Source organism: Neobacillus sp. S1227 (genome assembly GCF_055385255.1).
Genome location: NZ_AP038276.1, coordinates 2,508,703 through 2,528,163 on the forward strand (window position 1 = coordinate 2,508,703; position 19,461 = coordinate 2,528,163).

The following is a 19,461-nucleotide window of genomic DNA, read 5'->3' on the forward strand; positions in this document are numbered from 1 at the left end:
CATGTTGAAGCAAGAAAGAAGGAGAGATATGAACAATTATTTTGTGCTGGTCGTGGATGATGAAAAGGAAATTCGCGATGCAATCGAAATTTACCTCAAAAACGAAGGGATCACCGTCCTAAAGGCAAAGGACGGAATTGAGGCGCTCGAAATATTAAATGAACACACCGTGCACCTGATTATCCTCGATGTCATGATGCCTCGGCTGGATGGGATTTCCGCAACCTTTAAAATCCGCGAAAAGCAAAATATTCCCATTATTATTTTAAGCGCGAAAAGCGAAGATACAGATAAGATTTTGGGCCTTCAGGTCGGGGCGGATGATTACGTAACTAAGCCCTTTAACCCGATGGAGCTTGTCGCCCGCGTGAAATCCCAGCTGCGCAGATATGTCACATTAGGTACATATGGCGGAATTAATAGAGTAATCGATTTAAATGGTCTTACCCTTGACCAAGCGGCGAAGGAAGTGTCGGTACATGGGGAGCCGGTCAAGCTGACTCCGATAGAGTATAAGATTGTCGAACTGTTAATGACCAATGCCGGACGGGTCTTTTCTATTGATGAAATTTACGAGCGGGTGTGGAAGGAACCAGGCTACAACGCGGAAAATACAGTGGCTGTTCACATCCGGAAAATCCGTGAAAAAATTGAAATTGATCCGAAGAATCCAAGGTTTTTAAAGGTGGTGTGGGGCATTGGCTACAAAATGGAAAAGTAGTATCTTGATTTACCTCTGGGCTTTTCTATTAACCTTCTCGTTGAGCGGCATTCTGGCTCTATTTTCCACGGGAACTAAATACATGAACCGCGATTTTTTCCATACACCGGAATTTCACAGTGAGGTTGATCAATTCGCAGGATATTTAAGCATGTTTGAGCTAAACGAGACTACTCCTGAAGAGGCGAAAGCCGCCATCACTGTTTCGAAAGACGAAATAGATGAACATCGGTACAGATATGGCGGTTTAGATCAACAAATCTCTAACATCAGGGCTCAATATGAATCTCGCATTCAAGACGCTCAAGCAGTGAAAAATGAAGAGGTTGCCAATGCCTTAATAAAAGAAAGAGATACAAAAATCGAGGACATAAGCAACAATTTTGCCAGCGATGACTGGGTAAGGCCCAAGGTGGTCAAAGAAAAAGAAACGAAAATTGACGAGTATTTTAAGAATAGGGAACAATTCAAGCATGATTTTCTAAGATACCAAAAACAATTTACCTACTATTTTAAAGATCCGGAAACAGGAAAAGTTTATAGCAATCAAAAAAATGAAAATCCGCTCAAACCAAAAGACATGCTGTATCTAACCGATTTTAGCATTTCGAGTGATTACTTCGTTAACTATGGTCCCGGTGGATATGAGGACTTGGCCGATGTGTTAAATGCCACCTCTCAAACGACGCTGGAAGGACAAATCGGAATTGCCAAAACGCTATCCGCATCGTCCCCTCTGATGGAGCAGTTCCAAGATTATAAACGAAATCAGATCATTGTTCTGAGCTATTGCTTGGCAGGCATCCTCGGCTTGCTGTTAAGCTTTTATTTTTCAAAAAAAATGAGGGCTGTAGATGCGCGATTGGAAAGCTGGCGGCATTTCTATAACAAGCTTCCGATTGATATTAGAATTGGTCTTTTTCTGCTAACCGCCGTATTGTCCGTAATATTTATCTTTCTAGTCAATGACAATTTTTATAATATCTATAACAATCTATATATATTAGCAAGCGAAATCGTATTCGCCTTGCTTGGGACCTCCGTTTTTGTGGCTGTCGCACATGTGCAGCGTAAATTTTTAAAGGAAGATTTGAAAAGTTGGACCGACGTGAAGGTCGAATGGCAGAAGAGTTTATCGGTTAAAACATGGCGCAGTGGTAAGACGGCACTCAAAAGCGTCCGCACGACCTTAGTTGAAGCATTTCTTGATCAAAGCACAGGAATGCAGATGTTTATTCTGATTGCCGCCGTGTTTTTCATCGGAGCAGCAGCTTTGATGGTGGTGATCCATCCTATTTTTGTCGTCTTTTATATTTTGCTGTTAGCCGTTGCAGGGTTTCCACTTGGAATGTTTTTGTTTAAAAAAGTGGGTTACTTTAATCGGATTGTCCAAAAAACCAATGAGCTGTCGGCTGGAAAACTTGGGGAGGACCTTGATGTAACGGGGAAATCCGTTTTGGCCATATTGGCGGGTAATATTAATGTACTAAAACGGGGTGTAAAGCACTCTCAGTCAGAACAGGCGAAAAGCGAGCGGTTAAAAACAGAACTTATCAGCAATGTCAGCCATGATCTCAGGACACCGTTAACCTCGATAATCACCTATACAGAATTATTGAAGGGAACCGATGTAAACGATGAGGAAAAATCAGCATATCTCGAAATAATTGACAGAAAGTCTAAGCGCTTAAAGGTGCTGATTGATGATCTTTTTGAGGTATCGAAAATGGCAAGTGGCAATATTGAGCTAGTAAAGGATAAAGTGGACCTTAATCAGCTGCTGCTGCAGGCCCTTGCCGAATATGATGAATCGATCCGTGAATCCAGCCTGCATTTCCGAGTCACCCAAGCAGGTCATCCGGTTTATTCTCTTGTAGACGGTCAAAAGCTATGGCGTGTCTTTGACAACCTGATTGGCAATGTTTTGAAATATTCATTAGAGAATACTCGTGTTTATATTTCGATTAAAACAGCAGATGAAGAAGCTATTCTGACTTTTAAAAATGTTTCCAAATATGAGTTAAGCGACAACGTCGATGAACTGTTTGAGCGTTTTAAACGCGGGGATACCTCCCGCCATACCGAAGGGTCAGGTCTCGGTCTTGCCATTGTCAAATCAATTATCGACCTGCATGATGGGAAATTTGATATTGAAGCGGACGGCGATCTATTTAAGGTCATTATCACTTTGCGGATTGCGGATTAAGCACAGGAAAAAATGGAGTTAGAAAGGATATGGAGATGGAGCTAGATTTCACAGAGCTTTATTCGCTCTATTATAAACGGTTGTTTGTGATTAGCTATTCCATTACTAGGGACCGGTTTCACGCCGAAGATGTCGTTCAAGAAACGTTTATTAAAGCGTTGAATAAGGCGGGAACGATTGAGGAGCAAGGAAAAATGGGAGCCTGGCTATCGGTGATTGCAGCCAGAACTGCCATTGATTTTATCAGACGTGAGAAAAGAAAAAAAGCTGTCCCTTTTGAACACGATTTGCTGGAAGTGTTGGGCAAAGAAACAAAACAAAATGTTGAGCAGGAAGTAGAGACTTGTTTGCTTTTTGAAGAGATCAATGAAGCAATCGGGACGCTGCCATATGAGCAGCAGGAGTTACTGATGCTTAAGTTTACAAAAGGTTTAAAAGAAGAGGAAATCGCAAATGTTCTCCAATTGAATCCCAATACGGTAAAAACAAAGATCTACCGGGCCAGAAAAAAACTTAAGCTTTTGGTTTTTGAAACGAAAATTGCATAAACTTTAATGCCGCTGTCAATGATGGCGGTGTTTTTTTTTGCTAAAAGGTTAATAGATCTCAATGAAAAAACAACCGCATTTTTCTGTAGCAAAAAGGAAAATATGGAATCAAATAGAATAATAATATTAATATTTAGACACATATTTTATATAAAATTAGTAATCTGAAAAATCTTGCTATTTTAATTTTGTGATGATAAAATAAAGTCACGAGCAATTTGAAACGGGGTTTTGTAATAAGCAACAAAATACCAGACAAGGGGGGATTTGTTTGGAGGTAAAAAAAGGACAGATTTGTGGCCAAAGAATATCACAAAGGCTGGAGGAATTAGCTGAAATCTCTGAAACAAAAAATGGGGTAACAAGACTATCATTTACAAAAGAGTTTCAAAGAGGCCAAGATTTGGTGAAAAAATGGATGAGTAATGCCGGCATGAAAGTTCGTGTCGACAATCTCAATAATATAATTGGCCGCTACGAAGGAGCAAAACCAAATGCACCAGCGTTAATGATTGGCTCCCATCTTGATACCGTTATTAACGGTGGAAAATATGACGGGATGTTAGGTGTTATTGCCGGAATCGAAATTGTTCAGGTACTTTATGAAAATGACACACGACTGGACCATCCAATCGAGGTCATCGGCTTTAGCGATGAAGAGGGGGTCAGATTTCACTCTACCTTCCTTGGTAGCAAGGCCATCGCCGGAACCTTTTCTCCACAAACATTAGAGCTTACAGATGAAACAGGTAAAACCTTGGCAAGTGCTCTTGAGGAATTGGGCTTAGAACCATATCAATACAAATCAGCCGCAAGACCCGCAAATGACGTTCTTGGTTACATAGAACTTCATATTGAGCAAGGTCCTGTATTAGAAAAAGAAGGTCTTCCATGTGGAGTGGTAACCGGAATAGCTGGTGCCTCCAGGTTTTCTTTTAAAGTTACCGGTTTTGCTGGCCATGCTGGAACCGTGCCGGTAGCCCTTCGCAGGGATGCTCTTTCTGGGGCAGCAGAAATCATTTTAGAAATAGAAAATTTAGCTAAAGAAAACGCGCCGATTGTTGCAACAGTCGGAAAGCTGCAGGTAAATCCGGGGGCAAGCAATGTCATCCCGGGGGAAGTGACCGGAACGCTTGATATTCGTGATACCGATTCAGTCCGAAAATCAAGGGTGATTGACGAAATTCTTCATGCCGCGAACACCATCTGCCAAAAACGCAATCTCTCCTTCCAGGTTGAAAAAATAATGGAAACTGCCCCAACACTTTGTGATACAAAAATTATCGCTGCTATCGAATCTTCTATTCTCTCAAATGGGATGAGGGCCATTTCCTTAATTAGCGGAGCCGGTCATGACGCCATGGCGATGGCAGACCTTACAAAGGTAGGAATGATATTCGTCCGCTGCAAAGAAGGAATCAGTCATAACCCTGCTGAATTCGCATCTGTAAAAGACATCGAAATGGGTGCAAAAGTCTTGCTGGATACAGTGATCCAATTAACAGTTAAAAACTCAAATATGGAAAGGGAGAAAGTAAATTGAAAACAAACACATTAAGCGCAGAAAAGCAGCAATTAATCAATTATATTGAAGAAAACCAGGCTGAACTAATTAAGTTTTTGCAAGAGCTTGTTTCAATCCCTTCCGATAATCCACCAGGAGATTGCCAAGCTATTGCTGAACATATCTATAAGCGCCTCGATGGCTTTGGATTGGAAAACGTCTCACTTAATGAAGTAGAAGAAGAAAAAGTGAAGGCAGTTGGAATGATAAGAGCATCGAATGTGGTCGCATACTCCACGTTCGGAAGCGGCGAAGGTCCTGAAATTACCCTTAATTCTCATGGTGATGTAGTGCCGCCAGGACTTGGCTGGACTCAAGATCCGTATGGTGGAAACGTGGTCGATGGAAAAATGTATGGGCGAGGCGTTGCTGTGTCAAAATCGGACATTGCTTCCTATACATTTGCTGTTCTAGCTTTAAGGAAGCTGCAGGCTGACCTAAAGGGCAAAATTTCTCTTGCGTTCACCTTTGATGAAGAAACCGGGGGGGACATCGGGCCAAAATGGCTGCTTGATAAAGGGCTAATCAACCCGGATATGGCGATTTGTCCAGGATTCACTTATTCGTTGGTGAATGCCCATAACGGCTGTCTTCATTTGGAAGTGAAATTGAAGGGGAAATCTGCCCATGCGGCTGAACCGCAATATGGCCATGACGCACTTGAAGCTATGACCGGCGTATTGAGCGCATTATACGAATACAGAAAAGGTTTTTCAAAAATTAAGTCAAATGTCCCTGGGATCGATTCTCCTAATCTCGTAGTGGGGTTAATTTCTGGAGGCATTAATACCAACGTTGTACCTGATGAGGCGACAATCCGTATTGACAGACGGCTTATTCCTGAGGAAAATCCTGAGGTTGCTGAGCTTGAAATTCGTAACGTCATCGCTGAAGCACTGGAAAGCTATGCAGGGGTGGAGGCAGACATCAATCAAATTCTGCTGGCGCGCGCTTTCGGGCCGGTCCCTGTTGATTCGCCATTAGTACAATCCATTTCTACTAACTGGACAACAATTATGGGTGGAGAACTTCCGGTGAACGGAGTGCCTTTATATACGGATGCCCGTCATTTTTATGAAGCAGGCATTCCTGTCGTTCTCTTTGGGGCCGGTCCGCGTACACTCCTCGAGGCTAATGGACATCGTGCTGACGAGCATATTAAAGTGGATGATCTGTTAAAATCGACCAAAATTGTCACATTAGCTTTATATGATTTACTAACTCAAAAATAATAGGGATATTGAAAGGGTATTCTTCATTTGAGAATATCCTTTCGTCGTTTAAAAATATAGTGATATAATGAGAACAGAATAGATTCTATGGAAACTACAGCATTTGATTTTCCTTATAAATATTAATAGCAAAGATAGAGGGATCGGAACATGGTACAATCGATTGATAGAGCCTTAACCATTGTTAACTATGTCAGTTCACAGAAGGGTGGTTTAGGTGTAACGGAGCTGGCCGAAAAATTAGGATTAAATAAAAGTTCTATATTTCGGATTTTATCCACCCTTGCATCCCACGGCTACATTGAACAGGACCCAGATACGAAGAAGTATAAATTAGGTTATAAATATTTGGAATTGAGCGCCAAACTGTTAGATTCCATTGATATCCGAAAAGAAGCAAAGCCATTTTTGCAAGAATTGGTAGATCTTTCAAATGAAGTGATTCATTTAATCATTTATTCACAAAAAGAAGCTGTCTATATTGAAAAATTAGAGGGCAGTGAAACATTGCGAATGCACTCGCAGGTTGGCAGACGTGTTCCGATGCATTGCACTAGTGCAGGGAAAGTATTATTGGCCTATTTGCCGACTGAAGAGGTCATGGATATGATCGAGCAAAAAGGGCTGCCAAGACACACAGACAATACGATAACGGACCAAGACGAATTATTGGAAAATCTGCAAAAAATCCGCAAAAAGGGCTATGGAGTGGAGCGGGAAGAAAATGAACCCGGTGTTACTTGTATGGCTGCCCCAATCTTTAATCATCTTGGAAATGTGATTGGTGCCGTAAGTATTTCCGGTCCTTCTATGAGAATGACAGAAGCTAGGCTGGATGAACTTAAGGACAAGTTAATTGAAGTTGGTTCATCGATTTCAAGACGCCTTGGGTATAAAGGCGAATAAATGCAATAAAGACATGACTCCTGGCGGGCATGTCTTTTTACATAAGAGTGAAAAGAGTTGGTTTGCGAGGAACATGGCTTTTTTTGTCGAAAAAATAATTAGAAAATTCATAAAAAGATTATTGAAATCATTTGAAAGCGGTGTTATGATTTCTTTAAATAAAACATTTTAGAAACGCAGTTTCACAATAAGCAACAACTAGTTAGGAAGTCAAAAAATAATTAACTGCTCTTTTTTTTAATCATAGATGGAAACGTCGTTTCACAATAAGCAACAAAGAAGTGGAATGACCAAAAAAAGATAGGATAGTTATTTTTTTGATGATTAAAAGAAACCGCGTTTCATAATAGGCAACAAAGGAGGAAGAATTAATGCAACTTGCATCTGACCGTAAAGAATACTTACAGAAATTAACGAAAACGATCCGTCGTCACATTGTAAAAATGACCCATCATGCGGGTAGCGGACATCCAGGTGGTTCTTTATCAGCAACCGAATTATTAACAGATTTATTTTTTGAACATATGAATGTCGATCCAAATGAGCCTGATTGGGAGGAGAGAGATGTCTTCTTTTTATCCAAGGGGCACTGTACACCAGTTTATTATTCGGTATTGGCCGAAAAAGGGTTCTTCCCAGTTGAAGAACTGATGACCTTCCGTGATGTCGATGGCCGCCTTCATGGCCACCCATGCGGAGAGCATATCCCAGGGGTGGATGCATCATCCGGTTCACTCGGGCAAGGGCTTTCATTAGCGAACGGAGTAGCCATGGCTGCCAAGCTTGATGGTAAGCCAAGAAGATCCTACGTGATGATTGGTGATGGCGAGTCACAGGAAGGGCAGGTTTGGGAAGCAGCAATGACAACTGCCCACTTTAATTTGGATAATGTTTGCGCGATTATCGACTGGAACAAAATCCAGCTCGATGATTACGTAGAAAACATAAAAGGCATGAAGAATTTCAAAGCCAAGTGGGAAGCATTCGGATGGCATGTGATAGAAATTGACGGCCACAACCTTGAAGAGGTCCATACCGCGTTTGAACAGGCAAAGTTGGTGAAAGGGAAGCCGACAGCCATCCTGGCGCACACGGTAAAGGGCAAAGGAATCTCGTTTATGGAGAATACCCACAAGTGGCACGGGTTAGCACCGAATGACGAGGAACTAGAATTGGCACTAAAGGAGTTGGTTTAAATGGCAGAACAAAAAGCACCGCGCGAAAGCTTTAGTGAAGCACTAATAAGACTTGGGCATCAACATAAAGATTTGGTAGTACTTGATGCAGACTGTGCTAAATCCAATATGACAAATTTATTCAAGGATCAATTTCCAAACCGATTCTTTAACGTCGGGATTTCTGAATGCGACTTAGTAGGGACGGCAGCGGGATTGGCAATAGGCGGAAAAATCCCTTTCGCCAATGCCTATGCTAACTTTTTAACAGGCCGTGCTTATGATCAAATGCGGATTTCAGTATGCTACTCGAACAACAATGTGAAAATTGTCGGCCATAATGCAGGAACATCGGCTGCACAGGAAGGTGCGACACACCTGCCGCTTGAAGATATTTCACTTATGCGGTCCTTACCAAGAATGACTGTGATTGTTCCAGCTGATTCCCTGGAAATGGAAAAGGCGGTCGAAGCAGCATATTACCATGAAGGTCCGGTTTACCTGCGGGTTGGAAAGCTGCCTGTTCCAATTGTCACGAAAAAGGAAGACCGTTTCCAAATCGGAAAAGCAATAAAATACCGTGACGGTAACGATGTCACTTTAATCAGTACAGGTATCATGCTTGATGAAACTTTTAAGGCAGCAGAAGAGCTTGGCAAAAAAGGGATTCAAGCAGATGTCCTGCACATCCACACCATCAAACCAATTGATGTTGAAGCGATTGCGACCTCTGCGGCTAAGACAAAACGGGTCGTAACAATAGAAGAGCATTCGATTATCGGAGGATTAGGAAGCGCTGTGGCGGAGGTCCTTTCTGAACATTGCCCAGTGCCTTTAAAACGGATTGGCACACAGGACCGCTTTGGAGTATCCGGAAAAATGCATGAGCTTTTGGATTTCTTTGAACTAAGAGCAGCACGCATTACTGCAACTGCAGAAAAACTGGTCGATTCAGCGTTAATCAAATAGACCTAGGAGGTGGCGTCGGCCTTGACAACACAAACCGATATCATTTTTCAAGAAATTATCAGCAATTCTTCCACCATACAGGGGGAAACCCCGTTAAGGAAAACCATCTTTTCAAAGCTGAAAGAATTAAATCATAAGCTAATTGTTCTAGATGATGACCCAACAGGAGTCCAGACAGTCCATGATGTTTCCGTTATTACAGATTGGGATAAACACTGGATTCGTAAAGGCCTCGAGGAGGATACACAAGTTCTCTATATTTTAACAAATACAAGAAGCTATGAGCCGGAAAAAGCCACAAGAATCAATACAGAAATTATTGAAAACTTAGCAGCTGTTTCAAAAGAATTGAATGTATCGTTTACGATCATCAGCCGGAGCGACTCAACTCTACGCGGCCATTATCCATTAGAAATTTCGGTTTTGGAAAAAGCACTGACCGAAAAGCTGGACTGGTGCATTGATGGCCACCTCATTATACCTGCCTTTTTCGAAGGGAATCGCTATACAGTCGATAATACTCATTATCTTTTGGTCAATCAAAATCTGGTTCCGGTGAACAATACAGAATTCGCCAAGGATGCAGTATTTGGCTACTCAACCGCTTATCTGCCAGATTATGTCGAAGAGAAATCGGAAGGATATTTTACTTCGGACCAGGTATTATCCATTTCCATCGAAGACATTCGCTCCGGCGGTGTTAACCAAGTCTTATCCATTTTAAATAAAGCTTCCGGAAATGTGCCCATCGTTGTGAACGCCATCAATTATCAGGATTTGGATGTCGTTTCCCTGGCACTGTTAAAGGCCATTGAAGGAGGGAAGCACTTCCTGTTTAGGACCGCCGCTTCTTTAGTAAAGTCATTAGGCGGGTTTTCCCATAAACCATATCTTGAAGCAAAGGAAATGGCTCGAGGAACTGACGGTAAGAATTTTGGCGGATTATTGGTAGTTGGCTCCCATACAAAATTGACCACAGAGCAGCTTTCCGACTTAGTTTCGGAGGTTCATATAAGACCAATTGAATTGAATGTAGAAATGATTTTAGAAAAGGACCAAAGACAAGGCGAAATCGATAGAGCCGCTAAATTACTAGAAGCCTCCATTAAAAATGGAGACAATACAGTTCTCTTTACTAGCAGAACTGTCGTCAAAGCGGTAAGCAAGGAGGAGAATTTACAGTATAGTCAAACCATCTCCCAAGCACTAGTAGATTTAGTCCATTCCTTAACGGTAAAACCAAAATTCATTATGGCAAAAGGAGGAATCACCTCCAGTGATATTGCCACTAGCGGTTTAGGAATCAAGAAGGCTAAAATACTCGGCCAGGCGGCTGCAGGGGTTCCTGTTTTACTCACAGGAGAAGAAGCGAGAATTAAAAATACAACTTATATTGTGTTTCCAGGGAATGTAGGTCAGAAAAACACGATAACGGAAATATTTAAAAAAATCGATAGTGAACTGGGGGATTAACATGGCAAAGCAAAAAATGACCGCTGCAGAAGCAATTGCAGCTTATCTAGTTCGAAAAGGCGTAGATCAATTATATGGTGTACCAGGGGCCGCGATTCTTCCATTGTATGATGCGATTCGTGAGAAGACAAACATAAAATCTTATGTGGTCCGTCACGAGCAAACCGCAGCGTTTATGGCAGACGGCTATTCGCGGGCAACTGGCAAGGTTGGTGTATGTGCGGCCACTTCTGGTCCTGGGGGAACAAACTTCCTTACTGGGCTATACAGCGCATGGATGGATTCCATCCCAATGATTGCATTTACAGGACAGCAAAAGTCTACTCTGATTGGAACAATGCAGTTCCAGGAAGCGCCAATTTGTGAAATGGCGAAGCCGGTCTGTAAGGCGGTTTATCAATTAACAGACGGTAAAGACGCAGCAAAAATGATTCATGAAGCATGGACCACTGCAACAACCGGAAGAAAGGGTCCGGTCTTAATTGATCTTCCTATCAATACGCAAAAGGTTGAACTTGAAGTGGATTGGGATGAGTTTGTGGATGAGCCAGAGGTAATGCCTTCTGCGTCTCAGGAGGAACTCTATGAAGTTCTAAACCTATTAAAGGATGCCAAAAAACCTGTTCTTATTTCCGGAGGCGGAGTAAACCTTGCAAATGCCACCAAAGAGCTCAAGGAACTGGCAGAAACATTGCAAATCCCAGTAGTGACAACTGGCATGGGTATGGATACATTCCCGAACGATCATCCGCTGTTTGCTGGAAGAATGGGAACAATGCTTGATACACCATATGGAAATATGACGATCTTAAATTCGGATCTCATCATTAACCTTGGCGGTCGTTTTGCAGACCGCAGTACTGGTGCAGTGGATGTTTTTAAACGCGATGCGAAAATCATCCACATTAACCTGGATCCTAAAGAGATTGGCAAAACAGTACAGACGGAGCTTGGAATCGTTTCCGATGTGAAATCCTTCATGGCAGGTTTAATAGAGGTTTATAAATCCTTGGATGCAGGCATCGCTGCAGCCGTTGAACCAGAAATTAAGAGGCTTGATTTAACCGAGGAAAGAAAGAAGTATGCCCGTAAACAGGATTATGATACACTTCCGATTCGTCCGGAACGTGCCCTGAAAGAGCTTCGCGAATTCTTAGACCGTGATGCTTTTGCCTCGCATGACTGCGGAATCAGCCAAATTTGGTCCTGTCAGTTGTTTGAAACTTATGTTCCACGCAGCTATTTATTAACAGGCGGTGCAGGTACAATGGGCTGGGGATTAGGGGCTGCGATGGCAGCGAAGCTTGCGTTCCCAGAGCGTCAAAGCGTCAATATTCTTGGCGACGGAAGTCTCGGAATGTCACTGCAGGACCTTGCCACAGCAGCAAAGCATAATATTCCGGTCATCGTATTCGTTATGAATAATTCACTACTTGGTTTGATTCGCCAGCAACAAAATTGGTTCTATGATGAGCGGGATATCTCCACAGACCTAATTTACAAGAATGAACTTTGCGACAATGAAGAACGCGGTATTGACTTTGTTAAAACGGCTGCCGGAATGGGCGTCCGCGGGGAACTGGTAACACACTATGACGATATTAAGCCAGCCTTGCAGCGTGCAGTTGAAAGTGGCAAACCATATTTGATTGAAGTGGTGGTCGACCCAACAGCAGTTTGCGGTTTCTCCAATAACGGAACATTAACTGGATTTGAATATTCTAATAAATAATCATTCTATTAAAGAAGGAAAAAAGAGCAAAGTTCTCTTTTTTCCTTTATGAAAGGAGGAAGTTCCGGAGTTATTCCGGTATTGCATATGAAAACAGATCTTCAACATTACATGCAGGTTGGTATTGTTCACTTTATGGCATACCCAGAATCTATGAAGGGTGATGGGAATATTTCCGAAACGGTGAAGAAAATTGTCACAGATGACTTTTTCTCGGGAATTGAAGTAACGAGGGTCAATAATCCTGCAGAAAGACAAAAGGTTGCCTCTTTGCTGCAATCAGGACGGATGGCAGTTGGTTTTGGTGCTCAGCCAATACTGCTTAGCAATAAAGGCGATTTGAACTCGTTTGATCCGGAAAAACGGAAGGCGGCTATTGATCTTGTAAAAGCCGGGATCGACCAAGCCTATGAGTTGAATGCAGCGAAATTAGGTTTCTTAAGCGGTCCAAAACCGGATCAGGATGTGGATAGAGCACTCCAATTGCTTACTGATTCGATAATTGAGTTGTCCCAGTATGCTAGACAGAAGGGTAATCTAGTACTCTCATTAGAAACCTTTGATGATGAAACCGATAAAAAATGCCTAATTGGGCCAAATCATTTGGCAGTTGAAATTGCGAAGGAAGTAAGAAAAGTAGACCCAAGCTTTGGCTTAATGATTGATTTGAGCCATCTTCCGATGCAGCGGGAAACCTCAAAGGATGCTTTAACCATTGCCCGTGATTATATTAACCACGCTCACATCGGCAATTGCTATATTAAGGATAAAAATGATCCTGCCTATGGTGACCAGCATCCTCGATTCGGCTATCCGGGTAGCGAGAATGACGTCGAGGAATTAACGGAATATTTAAAAATGCTATTAGAAATAGGTTATATCAGAGAAGGGTCCAAAAATGTTGTAGCATTTGAGGTAAAACCGGTTGGAAATGAGGACTCCGATGCGATTATCGCACAATCTAAGCGAACCTTAATCCAAGCTTGGGCAAGGCTCTAAATCTATCAATTTTATTTGGAATGATTCCTCTCCCGTATTCATACATTTTCGGGAGAGGAAGAAATAGAAAAGTTCTTTAATAAGAACTTTTCTAAATTTTATATTAAAATATGGGAGGAATTACTGGGTTAACAAAGAATTTATATTAATGGCGGCGTTTTCACTATGCGGACCTTGGTTTAGAGAGGAAGGGTATTAGTCTAATATGCTATTATATGATCTAATTATCCGTAATGGTATGGTTGTTGGTCCTGAGGACAGTTTTTCAGGAGAAATTGGGATCAAGAATGGAAAAATAATTAAAATAACAAGAGAAATTCCTATAGAAGGGAAAGCTAAAGAGGAAATAGATGCCATCGGCCTTCACATTTTTCCTGGGTTAATCGACACCCATGTCCATTTTAATGAACCCGGAAGAACGGACTGGGAGGGCATCTTGACCGGAAGTAAAAGTCTTGTGGCAGGGGGAGTGACAACATATTTTGATATGCCGTTGAACAGCAGCCCGCCAACGATTGATGCTTATGGTTTCCGATTAAAGCAGGAGCAAGCGATAAAGAAATCTGTGACAGATTTTCGGCTTTGGGGAGGCCTTGTCCCGGAAAATGTCCAATTGCTTGAGGAACTAATTCAATCCGGTGTAATTGGATTTAAAGCCTTTATGTCACCAAGCGGAATTGACGAATTTCATCATTCAGATGATGGCACGCTAATGGCAGGAATGGGTGAAATTGCAAGACTTGGGTCAATCTTAGCTGTACATGCAGAAAGCACAGTTATGACGGAGGTACTAGCTGCCGCTAATATTAAAGAAGGAAAGCTTTCAGCCCTGGATTACTGCAAATCCCGTCCGATTATATCGGAAATGGAGGCTGTCAGAAGGCTGTTATCCTATGCTGAATTGACCGGCTGCAAGGTTCACATTGTTCATGCAAGCAGCAGTAAAGTTGTTGAGTTAATAACAGAAGCGAAGAATAAGGGAATTGATGTAACCGTTGAAACTTGCCCGCATTATTTATCACTTACTAGTGATGATTTCGTGAGGCTGGGACCAATCGCAAAATGCGCACCGCCATTAAGAAGCTCAGAAGAAGTAGAGGCATTATGGAAAGCGCTTGCGAATGGTGAGATTGATGTAATTAGCTCTGACCATTCTCCTGCCCCGCCAGAAATGAAGAGATTGAAAGACGGCAATATGTTTGCAGCATGGGGGGGGATAAGTGGTGCCCAAACCAGTTTATCCGTTCTTTTGGAAGAAGGGTACTGGAAAAGAAACATATCATTGCAAAAGATTGCTGCCGCCATGTCCACCAACCCTGCGAAACGATTTGGCCTCTATCCGCAAAAGGGGGCAATTGCCGAGGGAAGTGATGCCGATATGGCATTGATTAGTTTAAATGAATCCTTTACGTTGAAAGCAGAGGACCTCTATTACCGCCACGCTCATTCTCCCTATATTGGAAAAACGTTTAGGGGGAAAAATAGAATCACCATTGTAAAAGGATCTATTGTTTATCGAAATGGAGAAATATTGCCACAAGAAAACACTGAAACCATCCCACAAAAGAACTAACTTCTATATAGACACATTCATCCCAGTACGAAGAAAAATATCTGAAAATTAACTATATTCAGAATAGGTGTTGTTTTTTCAAAACCCCTCAAGCTCTTCATGAATGAACAGAAGCGGTTCCACAACCAAAAAACTTTGGAATTTGGGAGGAATATAGATGGAAAGATTAGGAACAGGGAAAACGCTGGCATTAGGGTTCCAGCATATTGCCGTTATGTATGGCGGCGCAGTGGCAGTACCAATTATTGTGGCTGGTGCATTAGGTCTGACGCAGGCACAACTTGTATATCTAATTTCATTTGACTTATTGGCATGTGGTCTTGCAACATTGCTCCAGGTTATGGGCGGAAAGCATATTGGAATCAAATTACCGGCTCTTATGGCCGTTTCCTTCATTAATGTTGAACCAGCCATTGCGATCGGAAAAATTCATGGGATAACGGGGGTTTTTGGTGCCGTTATTATAGCCGGATTGCTTGTGGCCCTTTGTGCCCCATTCATAGGGAAACTGGTAAGGTTTTTCCCCCCCATTGTATCTGGTTCGGTTATTTTAATCATTGGTATTTCGTTAATGCCAGTGGCAATGAACAATGCTGCAGGCGGGGCAGGCTCTAAAACGTTTGGTGACCCGAAACACTTGCTGATAGCACTCTTTACGTTATTATGCTTTTTATTATTCAACACCATGTTTAAGGGATTCATTAAAGTTATCTCCATTCTTTTAGCGATGGTGGCCGGTACGATTGTAGCAAGCTTTTTCGGAATGGTGAATTTTAACGTCTTTTTAGAAGCAAAATGGTTTAATGTGCCTCAGCCATTTTATTTCGGTGCACCAACATTCGATATTTCTTCAATCATTACGATGACCATTATCACCTTTATTATTGCAATTGAAAGTATTGGTGTATTTTTCGCGCTTGGTGATATTACAGGAAGAGACATTAAATCAGATGATATTAAACGGGGATTGCGTGCTGAAGGTCTTGGAGGATTTATCAGCGGATTTCTCAATTCCTTTAACCATTCGACCTTTTCGCAAAACGTTGGTCTTGTTCTTTTGACAAAGGTAACCAATTTAAGGGTATTGACTGCCGCTGGCGGTATCCTGATTGTGCTTGGTCTTGTGCCAAAGGTTGGTGCTTTAACAACGATGATTCCTCCAGCTGTGCTTGGAGGAGCAATGGTTCCAATGTTTGGGATGTTGATTTCCGCAGCGCTGAAAATTATCGCGAAGGAAGACTTGGCTTCTCCAGCCAATCAACTCATTGTTGCTGTAGGTGTGGGAATTGGTTTGGCGATTAAAGGTGTTCCAGGTGCATTCGTAGACCTTCCCGATACTGCCCGCTTATTATTAGGAAATGGTGTAGTTATGGGTTCGCTTGTTCTAGTTGTCTTAAACATGATTTTAAATGGCACATCATCTAAGGTGAAGCATGCAGGTCATGGCATTGAAAATGCAGAAATGGCTGCTGCGAAGGAATCCCATTAATACTATTTATTAAATGGAGGCGTTGAGCAATGGCATTTATGGTATCTGATATTTTAAAGACGAAGCTGATTCCCGGCTGTCGTGTATTGGCAGGAGCACGTGGGTTAAACCGCAATATTCGCTCTGTCAGTATCATGGATGAGCCAGATACCTCTTGGTTAAAACAGGGGGATTTGCTCCTGACAACGGGTTATGTCTTTAAAGATCATCAAGCTACTCAAATAAAATTGCTCAATGACCTAGCTGAACGTAACTGCTCGGGATTGGCCATTAAAGTTAAACGTTATTTGACCGAAATTCCCGCTTGTATGCTTGAGGAGGCAGACCGTTTAGGTCTGCCTTTAATCGAGCTCCCGTATGAAAATGTCTTGTCTGATACGCTTTTATCTATTACAAGAGAGATACTTCAAGGTGAACAACGACAATCATGTGATAAGGATGAAGCTTTAAAAATACTGCTAATGGGAGAAAGAATGGATGAAGAGAAGGTCCGTTCGATTGCTGATGAGCTTAAGATAAGACATGATAACCACTTTGTCATTTTAATTTTTAGCGGAGAGGAACAGAAGACGATATACTCTGTTTTTTGCCAACTTGTCAATGCAACGGAGACGAAAGTAAATGCCAGATTAATCAGCATTCCTCTTCCGCAGGCATTTGCGGTGATATTAATGGCTCCGAAAACAAATGAGTTAGCGAATCTTGCTAGAAAAGCGGCCAGTTATTTGGCTAATCAAATACATAAAAAATTCCCTAAACAAAAGGTCCAGATTGGGGTTGGTTTACCTTGCGCAGGACTCGGATCAGTTGGGCAAAGCTATAAGGAGGCAGTTGAGGCAATCTCGTTAGGGAATAAGCTTTCAAAGGAAGTAAAGGATCCCGTTTTTGAATATAGGAACTATGCACCGGAGGGGTTACTGCAGCAATTACCGGAACTAACATTGAAAAATTATTTTCATAGTATGCTGGAATCTCTTTCAGAGTATGATCAAGAAAACGGCTCCAATTTGCTATTCACATTAGAAGCATATTTGGAATGCGGCGGGAAACTGTTAGACACGGCCAATCGCCTCTTTGTTCACAGAAACACCGTAAAATTTAGGATTGTGCGTATTGAGGAATTATTAGGATTGGATTTATCAGATAATCAGGTTCAATTTCGTCTGCTGCTGGCGATGCGAATAGCCAGAATGTTGGGAATGCTGACGGATTATTCGGAATCGCAGTTAAGGTCAACTCAATATTAATTTTATGTAAAGGGCCCAGATCGGGCCCTTTTTAGTGTTTATGTAGATGAAACATTTTTATAGCTAATTGTAATCTGAAATTTGTTTTACCATTGTTCAGGTCTGTCCCGAGGAGTTCTTTTATTTTGCCGATTCGCTGGTGGATGGTGTTTCGATGAACGCCGATTGTTTGTGCTGCCTCGGTTGTCTTTGCACCGCAATTAAGATAGACTTCGAGAGTATCTAATAATTCCGAATGATTTACTTGATCGTAAGAAATTAATGGTGATAAAAAGGCAGTATAGTATTCTTTTAGAATCTCTTTAGGAATATGCTTCAGAACGGAACAGGTTGAAAGATCAGGACTTTCATTAATGGTTTTGTTTTGTAGGCAGGTTTCTGTATTCTTTTGTGGAGTAAGTAATTCACGCAGTACGGTTTGGATTAGGTCGGCTATCGATAATTTGTTAGGGATTCGGAAAATGGGAAATGCAAGCTGGTTAGCAGCCAAGATCATTTCTTGAGGCAGGGAGTTTGGAAAGTGAGCTGTTTTTATCCCTAAACCGGAACAATTTCTCTCTGCCAAATCATACACTAAACTAGTTAATGCTTGTTCATTATTTAAAAAAATATATCCTGTTGTTAAAACTAAGTCCCCAGACTTTAACCATCTCATCACATCAGGTGCATCAAAACTATTTACTGACATAATGTACCGGCTTAGACCTTTTGTACCAGCTATCATTTCGCATTGGTGAAGTGGTGGAATTGTTAATGCTTCTGCTAAAGTCAGCTTCAATGGTGTCGTTCCCTCCTTTTTTTAGTTGTTTAATAGTAGTTTACCTTATGATGTGCTTAGTACACAATTCGTTTATTTTACTTGCTGTTGGGTAGTGGTATTTAACCCGGTGTGCACAAAGCACACTCCATTTGCGTGATATTTGTCACTTATGGCTAATGACCTTCCCCCAAAATTGAAGGTAAAATAAAGTTAATCCAAGAGGTGAAAGAGTAATTTTCACGGGCTATTTTGGAAGGCGTTATAGAGAGGAAAGGAAGGAATCAAAATGACTATGAAGCTCGAAACGCTTAATAGTTTAGATCAGCAGGCGTTCACAGAAGTTCTTGGCTGGGTATTTGAACATTCACCATGGGTGGCAGAACGCGCCTGGGTGAAGCGTCCATTCGAGTCCGTCGCTGATCTTCACCAAGCAATGGTGGAAGTGGTAAAGGAATCAACAATGGAAGAAAAGCTCGCTTTGTTAAGGTCACATCCAGATCTGGCGGCACGGGTTCAAATGGCAGACGCCTCTGTCAAAGAACAGGCAAGTGCCGGTCTAAATCAGCTCAGCAAAGAAGAACACGAAGAATTTTTATCTCTCAACAATGCATACACATCAAAATTTCAATTCCCCTTCATCATGGCAGTAAAAGGACAAACAAAAGGCACGATTCGAGGCAATATGAAGGAACGGGTGAATAACAATCCGGCAGAGGAACTACAGGAAGCACTTACTCAGATTTATAAAATCGCCTTCTTCCGCCTAGAGGATTTTATCATCAAGTAAAAGACCTGGCGAATTAAAGTTTGTATCATTTTTGGTTCCTATATCTTGAAACGCAGGAGCAGCACTTCGGCGATTCAGGG

16 protein-coding genes are annotated in these 19,461 nt (G+C 41.8%); 15 read left to right on the forward strand and 1 reads right to left on the reverse strand.

Features of this window, described 5'->3' with window-relative positions; genetic code table 11:
- Positions 1-28 precede the first annotated feature (28 nt).
- From ACZ5AE_RS12735 to ACZ5AE_RS12800, 14 genes are all read left to right on the forward strand, one after another.
- Complete coding sequence (locus ACZ5AE_RS12735) at positions 29-721, forward strand: response regulator transcription factor (protein ID WP_464572811.1); 693 nt, start codon at positions 29-31, stop codon at positions 719-721.
- Positions 699-2,927, forward strand: a complete 2,229-nt coding sequence (locus tag ACZ5AE_RS12740) for a sensor histidine kinase (protein WP_464572813.1) — start codon at positions 699-701, stop codon at positions 2,925-2,927. The genes ACZ5AE_RS12735 and ACZ5AE_RS12740 overlap by 23 nt, the downstream gene beginning before the upstream one ends.
- A gap of 29 nt (positions 2,928-2,956) precedes the next feature.
- Positions 2,957-3,475, forward strand: coding sequence for an RNA polymerase sigma factor (locus ACZ5AE_RS12745; RefSeq protein ID WP_464572815.1), 519 nt, complete (start codon positions 2,957-2,959; stop codon positions 3,473-3,475).
- Between the two features lie 271 nt (positions 3,476-3,746).
- Entirely contained in the window at positions 3,747-5,018 is a 1,272-nt protein-coding gene (locus ACZ5AE_RS12750; RefSeq protein ID WP_464572817.1) for an allantoate amidohydrolase, read from the forward strand.
- A complete protein-coding gene (locus ACZ5AE_RS12755) occupies positions 5,015-6,271 on the forward strand; it encodes an ArgE/DapE family deacylase (protein WP_464572819.1) in 1,257 nt (418 codons plus the stop codon). Before ACZ5AE_RS12750 ends, ACZ5AE_RS12755 begins: the two co-directional genes overlap by 4 nt.
- Before the next feature lie 150 nt (positions 6,272-6,421).
- Positions 6,422-7,177 carry an IclR family transcriptional regulator gene (locus ACZ5AE_RS12760; RefSeq protein WP_464572821.1) on the forward strand — a complete coding sequence of 252 codons (756 nt, stop codon included), beginning with the start codon at positions 6,422-6,424 and terminating at the stop codon, positions 7,175-7,177.
- 371 nt (positions 7,178-7,548) lie between these two features.
- Positions 7,549-8,373: a transketolase gene (locus ACZ5AE_RS12765; RefSeq protein ID WP_464572823.1), complete on the forward strand. Its 825-nt coding sequence runs from the start codon at positions 7,549-7,551 to the stop codon at positions 8,371-8,373.
- A complete protein-coding gene (locus tag ACZ5AE_RS12770) occupies positions 8,374-9,321 on the forward strand; it encodes a transketolase family protein (protein ID WP_464572825.1) in 948 nt (315 codons plus the stop codon).
- A gap of 21 nt (positions 9,322-9,342) precedes the next feature.
- Positions 9,343-10,794, forward strand: coding sequence for a four-carbon acid sugar kinase family protein (locus ACZ5AE_RS12775; protein WP_464572827.1), 1,452 nt, complete (start codon positions 9,343-9,345; stop codon positions 10,792-10,794).
- Position 10,795: 1 nt separating this feature from the next.
- Positions 10,796-12,526 carry a thiamine pyrophosphate-binding protein gene (locus tag ACZ5AE_RS12780; protein WP_464572829.1) on the forward strand — a complete coding sequence of 577 codons (1,731 nt, stop codon included), beginning with the start codon at positions 10,796-10,798 and terminating at the stop codon, positions 12,524-12,526.
- Between the two features lie 87 nt (positions 12,527-12,613).
- A complete protein-coding gene (locus ACZ5AE_RS12785; RefSeq protein WP_464572831.1) occupies positions 12,614-13,525 on the forward strand; it encodes a sugar phosphate isomerase/epimerase family protein in 912 nt (303 codons plus the stop codon).
- Positions 13,526-13,730: 205 nt separating this feature from the next.
- Complete coding sequence (locus ACZ5AE_RS12790) at positions 13,731-15,098, forward strand: allantoinase (protein ID WP_464572833.1); 1,368 nt, start codon at positions 13,731-13,733, stop codon at positions 15,096-15,098.
- A gap of 157 nt (positions 15,099-15,255) precedes the next feature.
- Positions 15,256-16,587 (forward strand): nucleobase:cation symporter-2 family protein, encoded by a 1,332-nt coding sequence (locus ACZ5AE_RS12795; RefSeq protein ID WP_464572835.1) that lies wholly within the window; start codon positions 15,256-15,258, stop codon positions 16,585-16,587.
- Positions 16,588-16,616: 29 nt separating this feature from the next.
- Complete coding sequence (locus tag ACZ5AE_RS12800; protein WP_464572837.1) at positions 16,617-17,834, forward strand: PucR family transcriptional regulator; 1,218 nt, start codon at positions 16,617-16,619, stop codon at positions 17,832-17,834.
- 31 nt (positions 17,835-17,865) lie between these two features.
- On the opposite strand, the gene ACZ5AE_RS12805 is transcribed toward ACZ5AE_RS12800, so the two are convergent.
- The gene (locus ACZ5AE_RS12805; protein ID WP_464572839.1) at positions 17,866-18,612 is read right to left on the reverse strand and encodes a PucR family transcriptional regulator; all 747 of its coding nucleotides are present in this window, start codon (positions 18,610-18,612) and stop codon (positions 17,866-17,868) included.
- A 268-nt stretch (positions 18,613-18,880) separates the two neighbouring features.
- On the opposite strand from ACZ5AE_RS12805, the gene uraD reads away from it, so the two are divergent.
- Positions 18,881-19,381, forward strand: a complete 501-nt coding sequence (gene uraD / locus ACZ5AE_RS12810) for a 2-oxo-4-hydroxy-4-carboxy-5-ureidoimidazoline decarboxylase (RefSeq protein WP_464572841.1) — start codon at positions 18,881-18,883, stop codon at positions 19,379-19,381.
- Positions 19,382-19,461: the final 80 nt, after the last annotated feature.

Coding starts and splice junctions, on each gene's coding strand:
- ACZ5AE_RS12745 (WP_464572815.1), top strand. CDS start 2,957: ATGGAGATGGAGCTAGATTTCACAGAGCTTTATTCGCTCTATTATAAA.
- uraD (WP_464572841.1), top strand. CDS start 18,881: ATGACTATGAAGCTCGAAACGCTTAATAGTTTAGATCAGCAGGCGTTC.
- ACZ5AE_RS12780 (WP_464572829.1), top strand. CDS start 10,796: ATGGCAAAGCAAAAAATGACCGCTGCAGAAGCAATTGCAGCTTATCTA.
- ACZ5AE_RS12765 (WP_464572823.1), top strand. CDS start 7,549: ATGCAACTTGCATCTGACCGTAAAGAATACTTACAGAAATTAACGAAA.
- ACZ5AE_RS12760 (WP_464572821.1), top strand. CDS start 6,422: ATGGTACAATCGATTGATAGAGCCTTAACCATTGTTAACTATGTCAGT.
- ACZ5AE_RS12770 (WP_464572825.1), top strand. CDS start 8,374: ATGGCAGAACAAAAAGCACCGCGCGAAAGCTTTAGTGAAGCACTAATA.
- ACZ5AE_RS12795 (WP_464572835.1), top strand. CDS start 15,256: ATGGAAAGATTAGGAACAGGGAAAACGCTGGCATTAGGGTTCCAGCAT.
- ACZ5AE_RS12800 (WP_464572837.1), top strand. CDS start 16,617: ATGGCATTTATGGTATCTGATATTTTAAAGACGAAGCTGATTCCCGGC.
- ACZ5AE_RS12790 (WP_464572833.1), top strand. CDS start 13,731: ATGCTATTATATGATCTAATTATCCGTAATGGTATGGTTGTTGGTCCT.
- ACZ5AE_RS12735 (WP_464572811.1), top strand. CDS start 29: ATGAACAATTATTTTGTGCTGGTCGTGGATGATGAAAAGGAAATTCGC.
- ACZ5AE_RS12785 (WP_464572831.1), top strand. CDS start 12,614: ATGAAAACAGATCTTCAACATTACATGCAGGTTGGTATTGTTCACTTT.